This window comes from Streptomyces sp. f51, assembly GCF_037940415.1.
Lineage (GTDB): Bacteria > Actinomycetota > Actinomycetes > Streptomycetales > Streptomycetaceae > Streptomyces.
Map to the genome: position 1 here is coordinate 3,723,640 of NZ_CP149798.1, position 15,480 is coordinate 3,739,119.

Genomic DNA, 15,480 nt, shown 5'->3' on the forward strand with positions numbered 1-15,480 from the left:
GTCAGAAAGGATCTTCACCAGCAATGACCGACGAGAACACTCCGAGCACTCCTGAAGAGGGCGATTCCGTCCTCCGGATCGAGCCCGTCGGGCTCGAGACCGAGATGCAGCGCTCGTACCTCGACTACGCGATGTCCGTCATCGTCTCGCGCGCCCTGCCGGACGTGCGGGACGGCCTCAAGCCCGTCCACCGCCGTGTCCTGTACGCGATGTACGACGGCGGCTACCGGCCCGAGAAGGGCTTCTACAAGTGCGCCCGCGTCGTCGGCGACGTCATGGGCAACTACCACCCGCACGGCGACTCCTCGATCTACGACGCGCTGGTCCGCCTCGCGCAGCCGTGGTCGATGCGCATGCCGCTGGTGGACTCCAACGGCAACTTCGGATCTCCCGGCAACGACCCGGCGGCCGCGATGCGGTACACCGAGTGCAAGATGATGCCGCTGTCCATGGAGATGGTCCGCGACATCGACGAGGAGACCGTCGACTTCACGGACAACTACGACGGCCGCTCCCAGGAGCCGACCGTCCTGCCGGCCCGCTTCCCGAACCTGCTGATCAACGGATCCGCCGGTATCGCGGTCGGCATGGCGACGAACATCCCGCCGCACAACCTGCGCGAGGTCGCGGCCGGCGCCCAGTGGTACCTGGAGAACCCGGAGGCCTCGCACGAGGAGCTCCTGGACGCCCTCATCGAGCGCATCAAGGGCCCCGACTTCCCGAGCGGCGCGCTCGTCGTCGGCCGCAAGGGCATCGAGGAGGCGTACCGCACGGGCCGCGGCTCCATCACGATGCGCGCGGTCGTCGAGGTCGAGGAGATCCAGAACCGCCAGTGCCTGGTGGTCACCGAACTCCCGTACCAGGTCAACCCCGACAACCTGGCCCAGAAGATCGCCGACCTGGTCAAGGACGGCAAGGTCGGCGGCATCGCGGACGTCCGGGACGAGACCAGCTCGCGTACGGGCCAGCGGCTCGTGATCGTCCTCAAGCGGGACGCCGTCGCCAAGGTCGTCCTGAACAACCTGTACAAGCACACCGACCTCCAGACGAACTTCGGCGCGAACATGCTGGCGCTCGTCGACGGCGTGCCGCGCACGCTCTCCCTGGACGCGTTCATCCGTCACTGGGTGACGCACCAGATCGAGGTCATCGTCCGCCGCACGAAGTTCCGGCTGCGCAAGGCCGAGGAGCGCGCGCACATCCTGCGCGGCCTCCTGAAGGCCCTGGACGCCATCGACGAGGTCATCGCGCTCATCCGGCGCAGTGACACCGTGGAGATCGCGCGAGAGGGCCTCATGGGCCTCCTGGAGATCGACGAGATCCAGGCCAACGCGATCCTCGAGATGCAGCTGCGCCGGCTGGCCGCCCTGGAGCGTCAGAAGATCATCCAGGAGCACGACGAGCTCCAGGCCAAGATCCGCGAGTACAACGAGATCCTCGCCTCGCCGGTGCGCCAGCGCGCCATCATCAGCGAGGAGCTCGCCGCGATCGTCGAGAAGTTCGGCGACGACCGCCGCTCCAAGCTGGTGCCCTTCGACGGTGACATGTCCATCGAGGACCTGATCGCCGAAGAGGACATCGTCGTCACCATCACGCGCGGTGGCTACATCAAGCGCACCAAGACCGAGGACTACCGCTCGCAGAAGCGCGGCGGCAAGGGCGTCCGCGGCACGAAGCTGAAGCAGGACGACATCGTCGACCACTTCTTCGTGTCGACGACGCACCACTGGCTGCTGTTCTTCACGAACAAGGGCCGGGTCTACCGCGCGAAGGCCTACGAACTCCCCGACGCCGGCCGTGACGCGCGTGGACAGCACGTCGCCAACCTGCTGGCCTTCCAGCCGGACGAGGCGATCGCCGAGATCCTCGCGATCCGCGACTACGAGGCGGCGCCGTACCTGGTGCTCGCCACCAAGGGCGGACTGGTCAAGAAGACCCCGCTCAAGGATTACGATTCGCCCCGCTCCGGGGGTGTCATCGCGATCAACCTGCGCGAGACGGAGGATGGATCCGACGACGAACTGATCGGAGCCGAACTCGTCTCCGCAGAGGACGATCTGCTTCTGATCAGCAAGAAGGCCCAGTCGATCAGGTTCACCGCGACGGATGACGCGTTGCGACCGATGGGCCGTGCGACCTCGGGCGTCAAGGGGATGAGCTTCCGCGAGAGCGACCAGCTCCTCTCGATGAATGTTGTTCGACCCGGTACGTTCGTGTTCACTGCCACAGACGGCGGGTACGCGAAGCGGACCGCCGTCGACGAGTACCGCGTCCAGGGTCGCGGCGGCCTCGGTATCAAGGCCGCCAAGATCGTCGAGGACCGTGGCTCCCTCGTCGGCGCGCTGGTGGTCGAGGAGACCGACGAGATCCTCGCCATCACGCTGTCCGGCGGTGTGATTCGTACGCGAGTCAACGAGGTCAGGGAGACGGGCCGTGACACCATGGGCGTCCAACTGATCAACCTGGGCAAGCGCGATGCCGTGGTCGGCATCGCTCGTAACGCCGAGGCCGGCCGTGAGGCGGAGGAGGTCGACGGCGACGATGCCGTGGACGAGACCGCCGAGGGCGTCGAGGCCGTCGGTACGGAAGAGGGCGAGCCGTCCTCGGCCGAGTAGCGCGAGGAGTGAATCGTCGTGAGCGGAGCCACGGGCGCCGGATCGACCGGTACGGAAACGGACGGCGGCCGTGGCACCGCCATGGACGGGAACGACTCCCATGACACTCATGGATCCCAGGGGGGAACTGTGACGGACACCCGGGGCCAGCAGGCCCAGCAGCACGCGGGCGGGCAGGCGGCCCCGGTCGCTCCGGGCGTGCCGCAGACGGCACCGGCGGCGGCGCCTTCGCCGCTGCCGGGCGAGCGGCCGGGGCAGCAGCCCGGGCAGCCGTATCACCCGCCGCAGGCGTACCCGGCGCAGCCGCCGGCGGGCGCCGTCCGCCGTCCGCGCACCGGTGCGCGGACGACTCCGCGGGTGCGCAAGGCGCGGCTGCGGGTGGCCAAGGCCGACCCGTGGTCGGTGATGAAGGTCAGCTTCCTGCTCTCCATCGCGCTCGGCATCTGCACGATCGTGGCGGCCGCGGTGCTGTGGATGGTCATGGACGCCATGGGCGTCTTCTCGACGGTCGGCGGCACGATCTCCGAGGCGACCGGGTCGAACGAGGGCAACGGCTTCGACCTCCAGTCGTTCCTCTCGCTCCCGCACGTCCTGATGTTCACGTCCGTCATCGCGGTCATCGACGTGGTCCTCGCAACCGCTCTGGCGACCCTCGGCGCGTTCATCTACAACCTCTCCGCCGGCTTCGTCGGCGGCGTGGAGCTGACCCTCGCAGAGGACGAGTGAGGGCGCGTCCAAACGCCCTCCGAGTATCGATTTTGGGACTGGCCGCGTCGTGCGCTAATCTTCAGAGGTCAGCGCGCGGGACACACACCGCAAAGCGCGGCGGGGCTATAGCTCAGTTGGTTAGAGCGCATCCCTGATAAGGATGAGGCCACAGGTTCAAATCCTGTTAGCCCCACCAGTGCAAAGGCCCCCGGTCCATACGGACCGGGGGCCTTTGTCATCTACGGCTGACATCAACCCAAGAGGCGTGATGACTGATCCCGACAGAGACGGCGGCAGGGACCCGCTCTACGACGATCCCTACGAACGAGGGAAGTTCGATCAAGCCTCCTGCGGCTGGGTCGTCCTGGGTGTGTTCGTCCTCTTCACCCTGCTCTACGTGCTGGTCTTGCTTGATGCTTCACATTCCGGCTAGGTCGCACCGGAGCACGGCTGTCAGCTCTGGGGCGCGCCGGCCGATCAGCGGATCTTCCTGCCACGGACGGCCGGTGGACTGCCCGGGGGACGCGGTCATGTCTGAGGCCCGGCGGCTCTTCCGAGTCGCCGGGCCTTTGCCCTGGGTGCTTTGTACGCAAGTTCGCCGCTACTTCAGGGTGTCTGTGAGGGGTGAGGACCGGGAGGGTGCGGGAGACGTGCTCCGGAGGCTCTTGGGGCCGAGGAGAGGCCGAGCAGGGGCCGAGCAGGGGTCGAGGACCGCGGGTTCGTGGACAGGCCGGGTCGAGAGGTCCAGCGGGGCCGAAGAGAGCTGCGGGGGCTGTCCGGGGCGGTGCCGGGGACGACGGTCCCTGGTGTCCGCCCGAAGCCCGTACCGGCGTCTCGTACGGTGCTTTCCGTCTCCCGCGGCGTCGGCCGCGGTGTGTGTGCTCGCGTCCGTCCGGCGCCTTGAGGGGTCGGTCGGAGGCCGGGGCCCTGGTGGGTCCGGAGCCGGTGCCACGTCTGTCCGGCGCTTGTCCGGGTCGAGGAGGGATCGGCGCCTGTCCTGGCGCCTGGAGCGGCGCCCGCTCAGCGTTGGAGCTGTGCCACGGGGGTGAGGGCCCCCAGCGGCTCCGTGGCGGGCGTCACGAGGTTCTCGGGCACGGCACAGGCGTCGGGTTCCGCGAGGTCTTCCGCACTGCCGGGGGCGGCGGCGTCCGCCGTACCGTCCTCCGCCGGTGCGCGGTGGCGGCAGCTCGGCGAGGATCCGTGCGCCTCGGCGCGGATGCGTTGCTTCATGGTGGGGGGCAGGGCCCTGGTCGAGGACCGGGTCCAGTGGGCCGGGGCCGGAACGATCGCCTGGGCGGCCACCGAGGACTCGGTGTTGCGGGCCGGGCCGGCCTGCGGTACCGCGGCGGCCGCGGTGGTCGTGACGAGTCCGAGCGTCGTGCACAGCGCCAGGAAGGCGGTGACGATCGCGCTCCACAGCTTCATGACCTTGTTCTGGGTCACGGCCCCTCACTTTCGGGTCGGGCGATTTGCGTACTTTCCTCATGATGTGTATGCGGGCCGCAAAGTGGTGGATCTGCATCCGTGGCGCGTTGATGTTCAGATGAACACCACCCGGATGGCCGCAAGTGATCGGAGAAGTCCGTAGATGCGCATAAAAGTCGCACTCTGTGACGTGTGATCACCGTGAGATCGGAGCGGTGGCATCCTGGGCTACCGCTGGGCGCGGGGCCGCAGTTGGGGGCCGATCCAGGTCACCGATCGATATCGGTCGGTGTGTATAGTCGGGCGCCAGAAGTCCCCTACGTCAACGAAGGACGAGGTCGCGCGGTGAAGAAGCTTCTCCTGGTCGCACTGGCCGCCATCGGCGGGCTCCTCGTGTACCGCCAGATCCAGGCGGATCGCGCCGAGCAGGATCTGTGGACGGAGGCGACCGACTCCGTGCCCACGGGTTCGTGAGGATCGACAACAGTCTCGGAGCAGACCCCGGCCGCCTCGCGGTCGGGGTTTTGTGTTTCCCGGATCTCGGGCACTTCCCGGACCCCGCCGGTTCACGAAAGCAAGCGAATCGGTTGCACGGGCGAAAATGACCGGAATCCGGCCGCTTCCTTTCGGACGCTCCCTCCGATAGCCCGGGTGCCGCGGTGGCCGACGGGGCAGGATGGGCCGCCAGGACCAGGACGGGGGTGGCGCGTGACGGGGCGGCGCATGGGGGGCCGACGGCCGGGACCGTGGCACGGCAGGTTGATCGCGGCCGCGGCCGCCGTGGCCGCACTGTGCGTGACCCTCGTACCCACGGGCCGAGCCGCCGCCCTTCCGGGGACCGGCGGCAGCGCGCGGACCGCCGCCACGGCCGCGAGGACGGCCGCCGACGGGACGCCCGGGCCGTACGCCTTCGCCGAGGACGCCGTCACCGTGGAGGGCACGACCGACACGACCGACTCCGTGCTCCTTCGGCCAGGCCGGACGTACAGGAGTTCCGTCGGAGTCGCGGGAGCGGGCGGCAGGCTGTATTACCGGCTCGAACTCGACGCGGTCTCCGACGCCTACGTCTCCGCCACCGCCGTCCCCCGGTCCGGTGCGACGGTCTCCTACTCGGACGGCCTCAAGGTCTCCCTCCAGGACGCCAACGGCCGCAACTGCTCCTTCACCGGCACCGTCCACTTCGGCGCCACCCAGAGCCCGCACCCCATCACCTCCTGGGCGGCCCGCGAGACGAGCGGCGAGCAGTACGCCTGCCAGACGGCGGGAACGTACTACGCGGTCGTCGAACGCACCGGGGCGGGCGGGGCGGCCGGCGGTACGAGAGGTGCGTCCGGCACGGAGCCTTCCGCGTCCCGGCCCTGGGACCTGGAACTCGGCTATGTGTCGGAGCCCGCGCTGAAGAAGGCGTCCGGCCCGACGAGCGCTCCGGAGGTCTGGAACTCGGCGTCGCCCGAGGCGCTCGTGGGGGAGGCGGAGCACCGCGGCGGCGGCGCGGGATTCAGCGATGCCGCCCCGCTCGGACAGGGCGTCTGGAAGGACGGCATCAGCCCGGGGCAGACCCGCTTCTACAAGGTTCCGGTCGACTGGGGGCAGCAGGTCCACGCGACCGCGGACCTGGGCAGCGCGAGCCGCGGGCAGGGCTCGGTCGGCACCGCCCTCGTCATGTCCCTCTACAACCCGGTACGGGGCTTCGTCGACGACGTCGGCGCCGGATACGACGGCCGTCAGCGCTCCGCCGCGCTCGACCCCCTGCCTCCCGTCGCGTACGAGAACCGCTACGCGCTCAACGACCGGGTGAGCGGGATGCGGTTCGCCGGTTCCTACTACCTCGTCGTCCATCTCGCGGAGCAGGTCGCCGACCGCTTCGGCGAGGGACCGTTCGGGCTGACCCTTCGGGTGCGTGTGTCCGGAACGGCAGGGAAGGGACCCGCCTACGCGGGGAAGCCGTCACCCCGCGACGTGTTCGCCGTTCCGGCGGGCGGCTCCGACGGCGCGGCCGGTGACCGGGCGAGGGACGGCGCGGCGGGCACCGGCAACGGCGGGGGCGGCGCGGGACGCGGCGAGGTCATGAAGCTGGTCGCCGCGGGCGGCATCGGCGCAGGCACCCTGCTGACGCTGGGACTCGGAGTCTGGACCGTGGTCGCGCGCCGTCGCGCCGCGCGGCCGGCCGGGCCCCGACAGGAGGACGCGGACACGGCCTCGGCCTCCCTGCCGATGCCGGCTCCCTGGGAGCACGGCGTGACACGGGGCCGGTAGCGCCCGGATCCGTCCTCTCCCGGGCTCAGACCTGGGTCAGTGCCCAGAACCCCACCGCGAAACAGGCGAGAGCGAGCAGCAGCACCGGCACGGCGACCGCGGCGGGCGGCCCCGGCCGCGGCCGTGCGCGCCTTCTCCGGTGGCCTGGAACGGCCGCGGTCGCGGGCGGAACCTGAACGGGCCGAGCGGTGTACGAAGCGGTGGGGGCGTAGGTGTGCTGCGGCATCGCGGCAGGCGGGTGCGGGGACCGCTGAGGGGAGTTCGCGTACGCGGGAAGGGGCGCCGTCGGGGGAGTCGGGGTCGGTGTCGGTGTCGGGTCGAAGGGCGGCGGGCCGAACGGCGGGGACACGGGCGGGAAGAGCGTGACCGCAGTGGGGGGAGTGGGTGCCTGCGGGTCGGGCCGGGGCTGTCGGGTCTGCGGGGACACGGACCGGTCGCCGCCGGAATACCCGGGCTGCGGCTCCAGCCGGGGATCGGCGGCGGTCGCGGGCCGAGGCGGGGGCAGATGGAAACTTCCGGTGTCCGACATCGAGGACGGCCTGGGGGCGATCTCGGGAGCCGGCTCCCCAGGGGGGTCGACCAGTGCGGCGGGAGACCGGTCGTCCTCGGACACGGGCCGAGCCCGTACGTCGTCGGGGGCGACCGGCGGCCGCACGTGCTGTTGGCCAGGATGGACCACAGCCTCCCCGTTTCCTGCCGGAGCCGGTGCGCCGGCCTGGGCCGCCTCCAGCCCGGCCGGGTCCGGGGCGGAACTCCCCCCGGCCCCGGCGGGACGGGATGGCCGGACCTCGTCCCCGGTCCCGGGGGCGCGATATTCGTCCCCGCCCCCGTTTTTCGCCCCTGCATCCGGAGCGTGCTCCAACTCGCTTTGCGGATGCGGCTGGTCGAGGGCCGGAACGGGCCCGGAGCCGGTTCCCTCGTCCGGGCCCGACGACGAAGGCGGGGCGGGAAGCACACCGGAGCCGGCGGAGTGGGTGGAGCGGGTGGAGTTGGCGAAGTCTCCGGGGCCGCTGGAGCCGTCGGTGCCGGAGCTCGGGTCGGAGTCGGTCCCGGGAGCCGCGGCCGTCGTGTCCGCGAGTCCACGGGAGGACAGCGTCCGCGCGCCCCCCGACGAGGCGGCTCCCGCTCCCAGGGGGCCCGTGGGGCCGAAACCCTCGGGCAGGGGCCCGAGTTGGTCGAAGACCTCGATCAGTTCGTCGTCGGGCCCGGGCTCGGGCAGCAGCTCGACGGCCGCGGCGAGCGCCTTGCGCGCTCCCGTGGCGGTCCGGAAGCGGGCGTGCGGATCCGGCTGGAGGAGCATCGCCAGGACCTGCCACAGGGGCTCGGGTATGCCCCGTGGCGCGGACGGTGTGCCGTGCTCGGCGAAGTACTCGATCAGCGCCTTGGCGTCGGGCTTGGAGCCCTCCAGGAGGTACAGGGCGACCAGGCCGACGGCGAACAGGTCGGCGGGAAAGTCGGGCTCGGAGCCCAGCATCTGCTCGGGGGCGAAGTAACCCGGCGTCCCCACCACGTAGTTGGTCTCGGTCAGCCGTGGTTCGCCCAGCCGCATGGCGATGCCGAAGTCGGACAGACGCAACCGCGGCCGGCCCGTGCCGGTCGCTTCGAGCAGCACGTTGGCGGGCTTGATGTCTCGGTGGACCACCCCCTCCGCGTGCACGGCGGCCAGACCCGCGAGGAGCTGGTCGGTCAGGGTGCAGACGAACGAAGGGGGCAGGGGGCCGTAGTCGTTGACCAGATGGACCAGGGAGCCCCCGGCGACCAGGTCCATCGTGAACAGGACCTTGTCGTCGTCGGCGGCCCAGCTGGCGGGAGCGAGTACATGGGGATGGTCGATCCGTAGCGCCTGTTCCCGCACGAACCGCAGCAGGGCGTGCGCGTCGCTCTGCTGGAGGACCTTGGCGGCCACGTAACGGCGCCGCCTGTGGTCCCAGGCGCGCCACACCGCACCGACTCCCCCGCGCCCGATCGGGTCGACCAGTTCGTACCGGCCTGCGAAGACCTCACCCATGGTCGTACGTCGCTCCCCTTCGGCGATCGGTCCGGAGACCTCTTCCGAGGTGCCCGGCTGCATGACGTGCGGCGGCTGGAGGGCGCACTGCCTCCAGCGCCGGACGGTCGGGCGGCCGGGCTCGGCTCAGCTCTGGTGGGACTGGTAGTGCGCGACCGCGTCGGACGTACGGCCGGCACCGTAGACCCGGAGGAACTCTGCCAGCTCCGGGTGGGTCGGGGCGAGGGTGTCCGCCGCGTCGATGATGTCCCCGGCGGCCGCCACCGAACGCAGCAGGGACTGGATCTCGCGGACCACCCGCTTGACCGTCGGGGCTCCCGAACTGGTCGTCGACTGCGTGGTGTTGCTCAGCACCGATCCCCCCTGGGACTTCTTGATCTCGTCCATCCGCTCGGTCGCCTCGGCGGCGCTGACGCTTCCGTCCGCGACCTGCCCCGCCAGGTCCTGAAGAAGCTGGACGCGCTGGACCACGGCGGGATTGCCGATCTTGGCACGCTGACCGCTCATCAGCTGCGACAACATGGGCGCGGACAGGCCCAGTACGCCGGCGAGACGCGCCTGGTTGAGGCCCAGGTCCTCTATGAGCCTACGGAACAGCGCCCCCAGCGGCTCCCCGTACCAGTTCCGCTGAAGCTCCCGGGCTCTCGCGGTTGCTTCCTGCTGTGCGGCGTCCATTGCGTCTCCCCATCGCTTCCCCAAGTACCGCGGTTCGCGACAGCGAACCACGTCGAGCATCTTACGGAGAGTGGTCGTCCACGGGGACCCCCAATATTTTGCGAGATCCCCTGGGTGACCCGGTACTCTGGTCTGCGGCGCCCGTCGACAGATGGTTCCTGTGGCCGGACGCTCCTCTTACGGGGCCTTAGCTCAGTTGGTAGAGCGCTGTCTTTGCATGGCAGATGTCAGGGGTTCGACTCCCCTAGGCTCCACAACACCGAACCGGCCGGACGCCCCTAGCGGCGTCCGGCCGGTTTTCTCATGCCCTCCGAAGCCTCGCCCGCTCCCCTGCCAGGACGGCGCCCGGGCCGGACGCGCCGGAGGCCGGGGCATCCCAGTGACCTGAGTCACAAGACTGGCTTTGCAGGCGTTGCAGTTCTTTGCGCAAACGGCTGGGTGGGTGCGCTGTCCACGGGCCCGCCGCACGCACGGCCGATGCGACGTCGGAGTCGCGGCCGCGCGCCAGGACCCTTGTGCGAGCTGCCGAGCTGGCTGCCGGGTGACCGCTTCGACGCAGTGCGTCAACAACATCTCCATGGATGCTGCACACGGGAACCGTTGCAAACGTCATCGCGAGCGGTGCGGGTAAATCCTCGGCCGAGCGTCCGCGGCCTCGGTGGGCGTTGTTCCACGTGAAACATCGCCGCGGGGCAGGAGACCCTCAAGTCTCCTGCCCCGCGGCGATGTTGGATGCCGGCTCAGTGGCGGTCGTCGCGCTCCGCCGCCTTCTCCTCGGCTTCCTTGACCTGTACCTCGGGGTCCAGATCGGACCGGCCGCTGCCGTCGACCGACGACAGACGTCCGCCCTCGGGCACTTCGGTGGCCGCCGGGGGTTCGACGAGCCAGTCGGGGTTGGCCTGCTTGTCCCACCACTTCCAGGCGGCGAAAGCGCCGCCCGCCAGGATCCCCAGTACGGCCAGCCCCTTCACGAGACGGCCGGCCCTCGCCCGCCGCTCGTGCTTGCGGAGCAGTTTCTGGATCTCCTGTGGTGTGACCTGGCCGCGCAGGGCGGCGATGGCCGCCACACCGCGCGCGGCCGCCTCGTCCCGAACGGGCTGGGCCGCGGCCACGGCCTGCTCGATCCTCGGCTTGGAGTAGTCGGCGGCCTGGCGGGCGGCCTTGCGGGTGCGGATGGCCGCCTCCTGGGCGACCTCTTCGACCTTCGGCGGCACATGGGTACGGGCTTGCTCAAGGCGCGGTGCGAGATGGGCGTCGTACTGGACGCGGGCCTGTTCGGCGGCCTGCGACACCTTCGGCGCGAGCCGGACACGTGCTTCGGTCGCGTAGTACGAGGCCCTGTCCTTGGCCGTGTCGGCGTAAGGCGCCACCACTTCCGCGGCGTGCAGCACGCTTTCCTTCGCCGAGCCGGTCGCGGCGCGCACGCTGTCGATGCGGGTCACGGGTCTCCTCCTCCTCGGTGGCGTACGTCGGGGGTACCAGGTACCCCCAAAGACACACAGTTCACCTTTCCACCCCTAGGGGGATCATGCCCGCCCAAGGGGCCCGGGGCATGTGAGGGCGGGCATCCGTGTCACGGGTGCCGACTCCCGGGGACTCCCGGGACGGAGCCGGTCAGGTGTCGATCAAGTGAGATAGCGGATCAATACGGGGCAACGGGAGCTTGCCGTCGACAATGCCACGGATCGCCCCGGCCCGCTCCCGTCCGACGCGACTCGACCGGATTTCCGTACGTTCGGGCTTGCGTGCGTTCGGCTCTCCGTGCGCACGCGGTTCCGTGCGGACGGCGTTCCTTCCGGGGGCCGCCGTCCGCACGTGCGTCCGGAGGTGGCGGTCGGGGGTCGAGCGGCCCGGTCCGTGCGAGGATCAGGCCGTCAAGAGAAGGCAACGGAAGGCAGATCGTGGCCGAGCAGCTTTACGCCACCCTGAAGACCAACCAAGGCGACATCGAGATCCGGCTCCTGCCGAACCACGCGCCGAAGACGGTCCGGAACTTCGTCGAACTCGCCACGGGTGAGCGTGAGTGGGTCAACCCGGAGACGGGTGTGACGTCCATGGACAAGCTGTACGACGGCACGGTCTTCCACCGGGTGATCAGCGGCTTCATGATCCAGGGCGGTGACCCGCTGGGGAACGGGACCGGCGGCCCCGGCTACCAGTTCGAGGACGAGTTCCACCCGGACCTTCGCTTCGACAAGCCCTATCTGCTGGCCATGGCCAACGCCGGCCCGGCGACCAACGGCTCGCAGTTCTTCATCACCGTCGCCCCGACGGCCTGGCTGACCCGCAAGCACACGATCTTCGGTGAGATCACGGACGCGGCCAGCCAGAAGGTCGTGGACGCCGTCGCCGGCGCCCCGACCAACCCCCGCACGGACCGCCCGGTCGACGACATCGTGATCGAGTCGGTCGTGGTCGAGACCCGCGAGCGCTGAGCCGGCGCCGCGATTTCCAAGGGCTCTCCTTCCCCGAGCCCGAAGGATCCCGCAGGGAACCAAACGCCCCGTTCATCCGTAAGGATGGACGGGGCGGTGCGTTGCACCCGGACCCGGACCCGCCGTGACCGTGTGCGAGCCGCCGTACGGAGATTGAGGGGACCCCATGGACCAGCAGCCGCCCGGCAGCCCGCAGGGACCGCCGGATCAGGGACCACAGGACGCCCGGAGCCTGCCCGGCTGCTACCGGCACCCGGACCGCGAGACCGGCGTGCGCTGCACCCGCTGCGAGCGCCCGATCTGCCCCGAGTGCATGGTCAGCGCCTCGGTCGGCTTCCAGTGCCCCGACTGCGTCCGCGGCGGCTCCGGCACCGGACATGCCCCGGCGGCCAATCAGCCCCGCACGATCGCGGGCGGCGCCGTCGCGTCCGACCCCCGGCTCGTCACCAAGGTGCTGATCGGCCTCAACCTGGCCCTCTATCTTGTCCAGGTCTCGGTGGGCGACGCCTTCACCAACAGCTTCGACCTGTTCGGCCGTGCCTGGCTCTCCGGTGAGGTCCAGGGCGTGGCCGAGGGCCAGTGGTACCGCATGGTGACGTCGATGTTCCTGCACGGCAGCGTCATGCACATTCTTTTCAACATGGTCAGCCTGTGGTGGATCGGCGGCCCGCTGGAGGCGGCCCTCGGCCGTGCCCGCTACATCACGCTGTACTTCGTCTCGGGCCTGGCCGGCAGTGCGCTCACCTATCTGCTCGCGGGCCCGAACCTGCCGTCGCTCGGTGCCTCCGGCGCGATCTTCGGTCTCTTCGGTGCCACCGCGATCCTCATGCGACGCCTCAACTACGACATGCGCCCGGTCATCGGCCTGCTGGTGGTCAATCTGATCATCAGCTTCTCGCCGGGGTTCAACATCGCCTGGCAGGCCCACGTCGGTGGTCTGATCGGTGGCGTCGTCGTCGGCTACGCGATGGTCCACGCTCCGCGCGAGCGGAGGAACCTCGTCCAGTACGGGGTGGCCGGGCTGATGCTCGCCGCGGTGATCGTCACGACGTTGCTCAGAACGGCACAGCTCACCTGAGACCCCGTTCGGCTCACCTGAGAAGTGATGTTGTCCACAGACCGCGGCCGATCTTGTGCACCCTGTGCGGGAACAGCTGTGCCCCCTGTCGCTGACCCGGGTTTTCCCAGGTCGGACAGGGGGCGAACAGGTTTGCGGGAGCTTGGGGGCCGGTCACACCGGCGTCAACCGCGGATTAGTTATCCACAGATCGTCTTTCTTTTCCACCTGTGGACAAGTGTTGTGGATAACTCAGTGGACAGCTGTGGGCAGAGCTCGGGCCCGCGTTGCTTCCATCCGGGCGAAGACGGTCACTTCCACTGGGTGGAGACGCCGAAACCGGCCGCGATGAAGCCGAAGCCGACCACGATGTTCCAGTTGTCGAGCGCGTCGATCGGCAGGGAGCCGTCCGTCACGTAGAAGACGACGATCCAGGCGAGGCCGATGAGGAACATGGCCAGCATGGCCGGTGCCACCCAGGCGTTGCTGTTCATCTTGATGGTGGTCGCCTGCTTCGCCGGGGGCGGCGTGTAGTCGGCCTTCTTGCGGATACGTGACTTCGGCACGAGGGTCTCTCCTGTCGATGCGCTGCGTGGCCGCGCAGGGAACTGGGGCGGGCTCCGGGGCAGCGTACAAGGGGAAACTGAGCGCTCCCCCGGGCGTCAGTTAGCGTAGTGCTTCCGCGGCGCCGAAGGAGATAAGGGTACGTTGAGCAATTCTGCCGACTCCCCCGGGACGAATTCCAGTCCTGGCGGTACGCACCGTTTCCGTCCGGTACGCGTCCTCACCGTGGCCGTCTTCGCGCTCGCGGGACTCATCTTCTTCACGAGCTTCGACACGGCCAAGGGTACGAACATCCGTACGGACTCGTCGATGCTGAAGCTCTCCGACCTGATCCAGGAACGCAGCCGCAAGAACGCGACGCTGGACGAGTCCAATGGTGCCCTGCGCCGCGACGTGGACGGCCTCGCCGGCCGCGAGGACGGCAGCAGCGCCGCCGGGGACGCCAGGCTCGCGGCGCTGGAGAAGAACGCGGGCACCCGGAAGACCAAGGGGCAGGCCCTCACGGTCACCCTCAACGACGCCCCGCCGAACGCGACGGCGAAGCTCCCCGGCTACCCCGAGCCGCAGCCCGACTACCTCGTCATCCACCAGCAGGACCTCCAGGCGGTGGTGAACGCCCTGTGGCAGGGCGGCGCCAAGGGCATCAAGGTCATGGACCAGCGTCTGATCTCCACCAGTGCCGTGCGCTGCGTCGGCAACACCCTGATCCTCCAGGGCCGCGTCTACTCGCCTCCCTACAAGATCACCGCTATCGGCGACCCGGCCAAGCTCCAGAAGTCGCTCGCCGCCTCCCCGGCGATCCAGAACTACATGGTGTACGTCAACGTCTACGGGCTCGGCTGGAAAGTCGAGGAGAACGGGACGGTGACTCTTCCCGGCTACTCGGGCACAGTGGATCTGCACTACGCGAAGCCCGTGCAGTAGGAGCCGGTCCTCGCGGAGCAGTGGGCGAAGCCTGTGGAGCCAGCCGCCGCCGGGGGGCCTTGTGTCGGTGCGAGTGGTCGTCAGGACGATCAGTGAGCTGTGCCTGACCGCGGGGGCCCTGATCGTGCTCTTCGTGGTCTACGTGTTGTTCTGGACCGGGATCAAGGCCGACAGCGCGATGAACCACCAGATCGAAGTGCTCCAGGAGCAGTGGTCGAAGGGAGCGGTGGCCCAGTCGCCGAAGCCCGGCTCCGACTCCTCCGGAGCACCGGGCCGTACGGGCGGATCGGCTCCCGGGAGTCCGAAGGCGCCCGGCCCCTACACGTTCGGCGGCCCGTTCGCCGTCATGTACATCCCGCGTCTTGGTTTCACGTGGAACAAGCCGGTGCTCGAAGGCACGGCCACCCAGGTGCTGAAGCAGGGACTCGGCCACTACCGGGGGACCGCCCGGCTCGGCCAGGAGGGAAACTTCTCGGTCGCGGGTCACCGGCGCACGTACGGGGATCCCTTCAAGGACTTTCCCGAGCTCCGCAAGGGTGACGCGGTGGTGCTGACGGACGGAACCACCTGGTTCACGTATCGGATCGACAAAGGGCCCTACAAAACAGTGCCCTCGGACATTGAGGTGATCGACCCTGTGCCACGTAAGTCCGGGTATACGCGTCCGGGACGCTATCTCACGCTGACCACGTGCGATCCGGAGTGGGGGCACAGCCATCGGTTGATCGTGTGGGCACACCTCGATTCCACACAGCCTGTGGAGGCAGGGAAACCGGCGGCTCTGCGCCGTTAGTCTGTTGGCGTACGGCTACG

Annotated in this window: 14 protein-coding genes and 2 tRNA genes; 11 read left to right on the plus strand and 5 right to left on the minus strand. The window is 69.5% G+C overall.

Annotated elements, in window-relative coordinates; translation table 11 throughout:
- The first annotated feature begins 23 nt into the window (after window positions 1-23).
- The 4 genes from gyrA to WJM95_RS16310 all read left to right on the plus strand — a co-directional run bounded on the left by gyrA (window position 24) and on the right by WJM95_RS16310 (window position 3,756).
- Complete coding sequence (gene gyrA, locus WJM95_RS16295; RefSeq protein ID WP_339130457.1) at window positions 24-2,615, plus strand: DNA gyrase subunit A; 2,592 nt, start codon at window positions 24-26, stop codon at window positions 2,613-2,615.
- Between the two features lie 18 nt (window positions 2,616-2,633).
- Complete coding sequence (locus tag WJM95_RS16300; protein WP_339130458.1) at window positions 2,634-3,341, plus strand: DUF3566 domain-containing protein; 708 nt, start codon at window positions 2,634-2,636, stop codon at window positions 3,339-3,341.
- 101 nt (window positions 3,342-3,442) lie between these two features.
- Window positions 3,443-3,519, plus strand: a tRNA-Ile gene (locus WJM95_RS16305).
- Window positions 3,520-3,591: 72 nt separating this feature from the next.
- Window positions 3,592-3,756: a hypothetical protein gene (locus WJM95_RS16310; protein WP_339130459.1), complete on the plus strand. Its 165-nt coding sequence runs from the start codon at window positions 3,592-3,594 to the stop codon at window positions 3,754-3,756.
- A gap of 587 nt (window positions 3,757-4,343) precedes the next feature.
- Here the strand turns inward: WJM95_RS16310 and WJM95_RS16315 are convergent.
- Window positions 4,344-4,766: a DUF6344 domain-containing protein gene (locus WJM95_RS16315; protein WP_339130460.1), complete on the minus strand. Its 423-nt coding sequence runs from the start codon at window positions 4,764-4,766 to the stop codon at window positions 4,344-4,346.
- A gap of 327 nt (window positions 4,767-5,093) precedes the next feature.
- Between WJM95_RS16315 and WJM95_RS16320 the strand changes: the two genes are divergently transcribed.
- Window positions 5,094-5,222, plus strand: a complete 129-nt coding sequence (locus WJM95_RS16320) for a DLW-39 family protein (RefSeq protein WP_003999697.1) — start codon at window positions 5,094-5,096, stop codon at window positions 5,220-5,222.
- A gap of 249 nt (window positions 5,223-5,471) precedes the next feature.
- Window positions 5,472-7,004, plus strand: coding sequence for a hypothetical protein (locus WJM95_RS16325; RefSeq protein WP_339130461.1), 1,533 nt, complete (start codon window positions 5,472-5,474; stop codon window positions 7,002-7,004).
- Between the two features lie 25 nt (window positions 7,005-7,029).
- On the opposite strand, the gene WJM95_RS16330 is transcribed toward WJM95_RS16325, so the two are convergent.
- Both WJM95_RS16330 and WJM95_RS16335 read right to left on the minus strand, forming a co-directional pair.
- Window positions 7,030-9,012 (minus strand): protein kinase, encoded by a 1,983-nt coding sequence (locus WJM95_RS16330; RefSeq protein WP_339130462.1) that lies wholly within the window; start codon window positions 9,010-9,012, stop codon window positions 7,030-7,032.
- A 126-nt stretch (window positions 9,013-9,138) separates the two neighbouring features.
- On the minus strand, window positions 9,139-9,687 hold the full coding sequence (locus tag WJM95_RS16335; protein WP_037614940.1) for a transcriptional regulator: 549 nt from the start codon (window positions 9,685-9,687) through the stop codon (window positions 9,139-9,141).
- A gap of 181 nt (window positions 9,688-9,868) precedes the next feature.
- Here WJM95_RS16335 and WJM95_RS16340 point away from each other — a divergent pair.
- Window positions 9,869-9,941: transfer RNA gene (locus WJM95_RS16340), tRNA-Ala, on the plus strand.
- Between the two features lie 486 nt (window positions 9,942-10,427).
- Here the strand turns inward: WJM95_RS16340 and WJM95_RS16345 are convergent.
- On the minus strand, window positions 10,428-11,129 hold the full coding sequence (locus WJM95_RS16345; protein ID WP_339130463.1) for a DUF5324 family protein: 702 nt from the start codon (window positions 11,127-11,129) through the stop codon (window positions 10,428-10,430).
- A gap of 459 nt (window positions 11,130-11,588) precedes the next feature.
- On the opposite strand from WJM95_RS16345, the gene WJM95_RS16350 reads away from it, so the two are divergent.
- Together WJM95_RS16350 and WJM95_RS16355 are read left to right on the plus strand one after the other, a co-directional pair.
- The gene (locus tag WJM95_RS16350) at window positions 11,589-12,122 is read left to right on the plus strand and encodes a peptidylprolyl isomerase (RefSeq protein ID WP_339130464.1); all 534 of its coding nucleotides are present in this window, start codon (window positions 11,589-11,591) and stop codon (window positions 12,120-12,122) included.
- A gap of 166 nt (window positions 12,123-12,288) precedes the next feature.
- Window positions 12,289-13,200, plus strand: coding sequence for a rhomboid family intramembrane serine protease (locus WJM95_RS16355; protein ID WP_339130465.1), 912 nt, complete (start codon window positions 12,289-12,291; stop codon window positions 13,198-13,200).
- A gap of 290 nt (window positions 13,201-13,490) precedes the next feature.
- On the opposite strand, the gene crgA is transcribed toward WJM95_RS16355, so the two are convergent.
- On the minus strand, window positions 13,491-13,745 hold the full coding sequence (gene crgA, locus WJM95_RS16360) for a cell division protein CrgA (RefSeq protein ID WP_339130466.1): 255 nt from the start codon (window positions 13,743-13,745) through the stop codon (window positions 13,491-13,493).
- A 142-nt stretch (window positions 13,746-13,887) separates the two neighbouring features.
- Here crgA and WJM95_RS16365 point away from each other — a divergent pair, with 142 nt between their 5' ends.
- The gene (locus WJM95_RS16365) at window positions 13,888-14,667 is read left to right on the plus strand and encodes a DUF881 domain-containing protein (RefSeq protein ID WP_339130467.1); all 780 of its coding nucleotides are present in this window, start codon (window positions 13,888-13,890) and stop codon (window positions 14,665-14,667) included.
- A gap of 67 nt (window positions 14,668-14,734) precedes the next feature.
- A complete protein-coding gene (locus WJM95_RS16370) occupies window positions 14,735-15,460 on the plus strand; it encodes a class E sortase (RefSeq protein ID WP_339135600.1) in 726 nt (241 codons plus the stop codon).
- Window positions 15,461-15,480 lie beyond the last annotated feature (20 nt).

Coding starts and splice junctions, on each gene's coding strand:
- gyrA (WP_339130457.1), top strand. CDS start 24: ATGACCGACGAGAACACTCCGAGCACTCCTGAAGAGGGCGATTCCGTC.
- WJM95_RS16310 (WP_339130459.1), top strand. CDS start 3,592: ATGACTGATCCCGACAGAGACGGCGGCAGGGACCCGCTCTACGACGAT.
- WJM95_RS16325 (WP_339130461.1), top strand. CDS start 5,472: ATGGGGGGCCGACGGCCGGGACCGTGGCACGGCAGGTTGATCGCGGCC.
- WJM95_RS16330 (WP_339130462.1), bottom strand. CDS start 9,012: ATGGGTGAGGTCTTCGCAGGCCGGTACGAACTGGTCGACCCGATCGGG.
- WJM95_RS16335 (WP_037614940.1), bottom strand. CDS start 9,687: ATGGACGCCGCACAGCAGGAAGCAACCGCGAGAGCCCGGGAGCTTCAG.
- WJM95_RS16355 (WP_339130465.1), top strand. CDS start 12,289: ATGGACCAGCAGCCGCCCGGCAGCCCGCAGGGACCGCCGGATCAGGGA.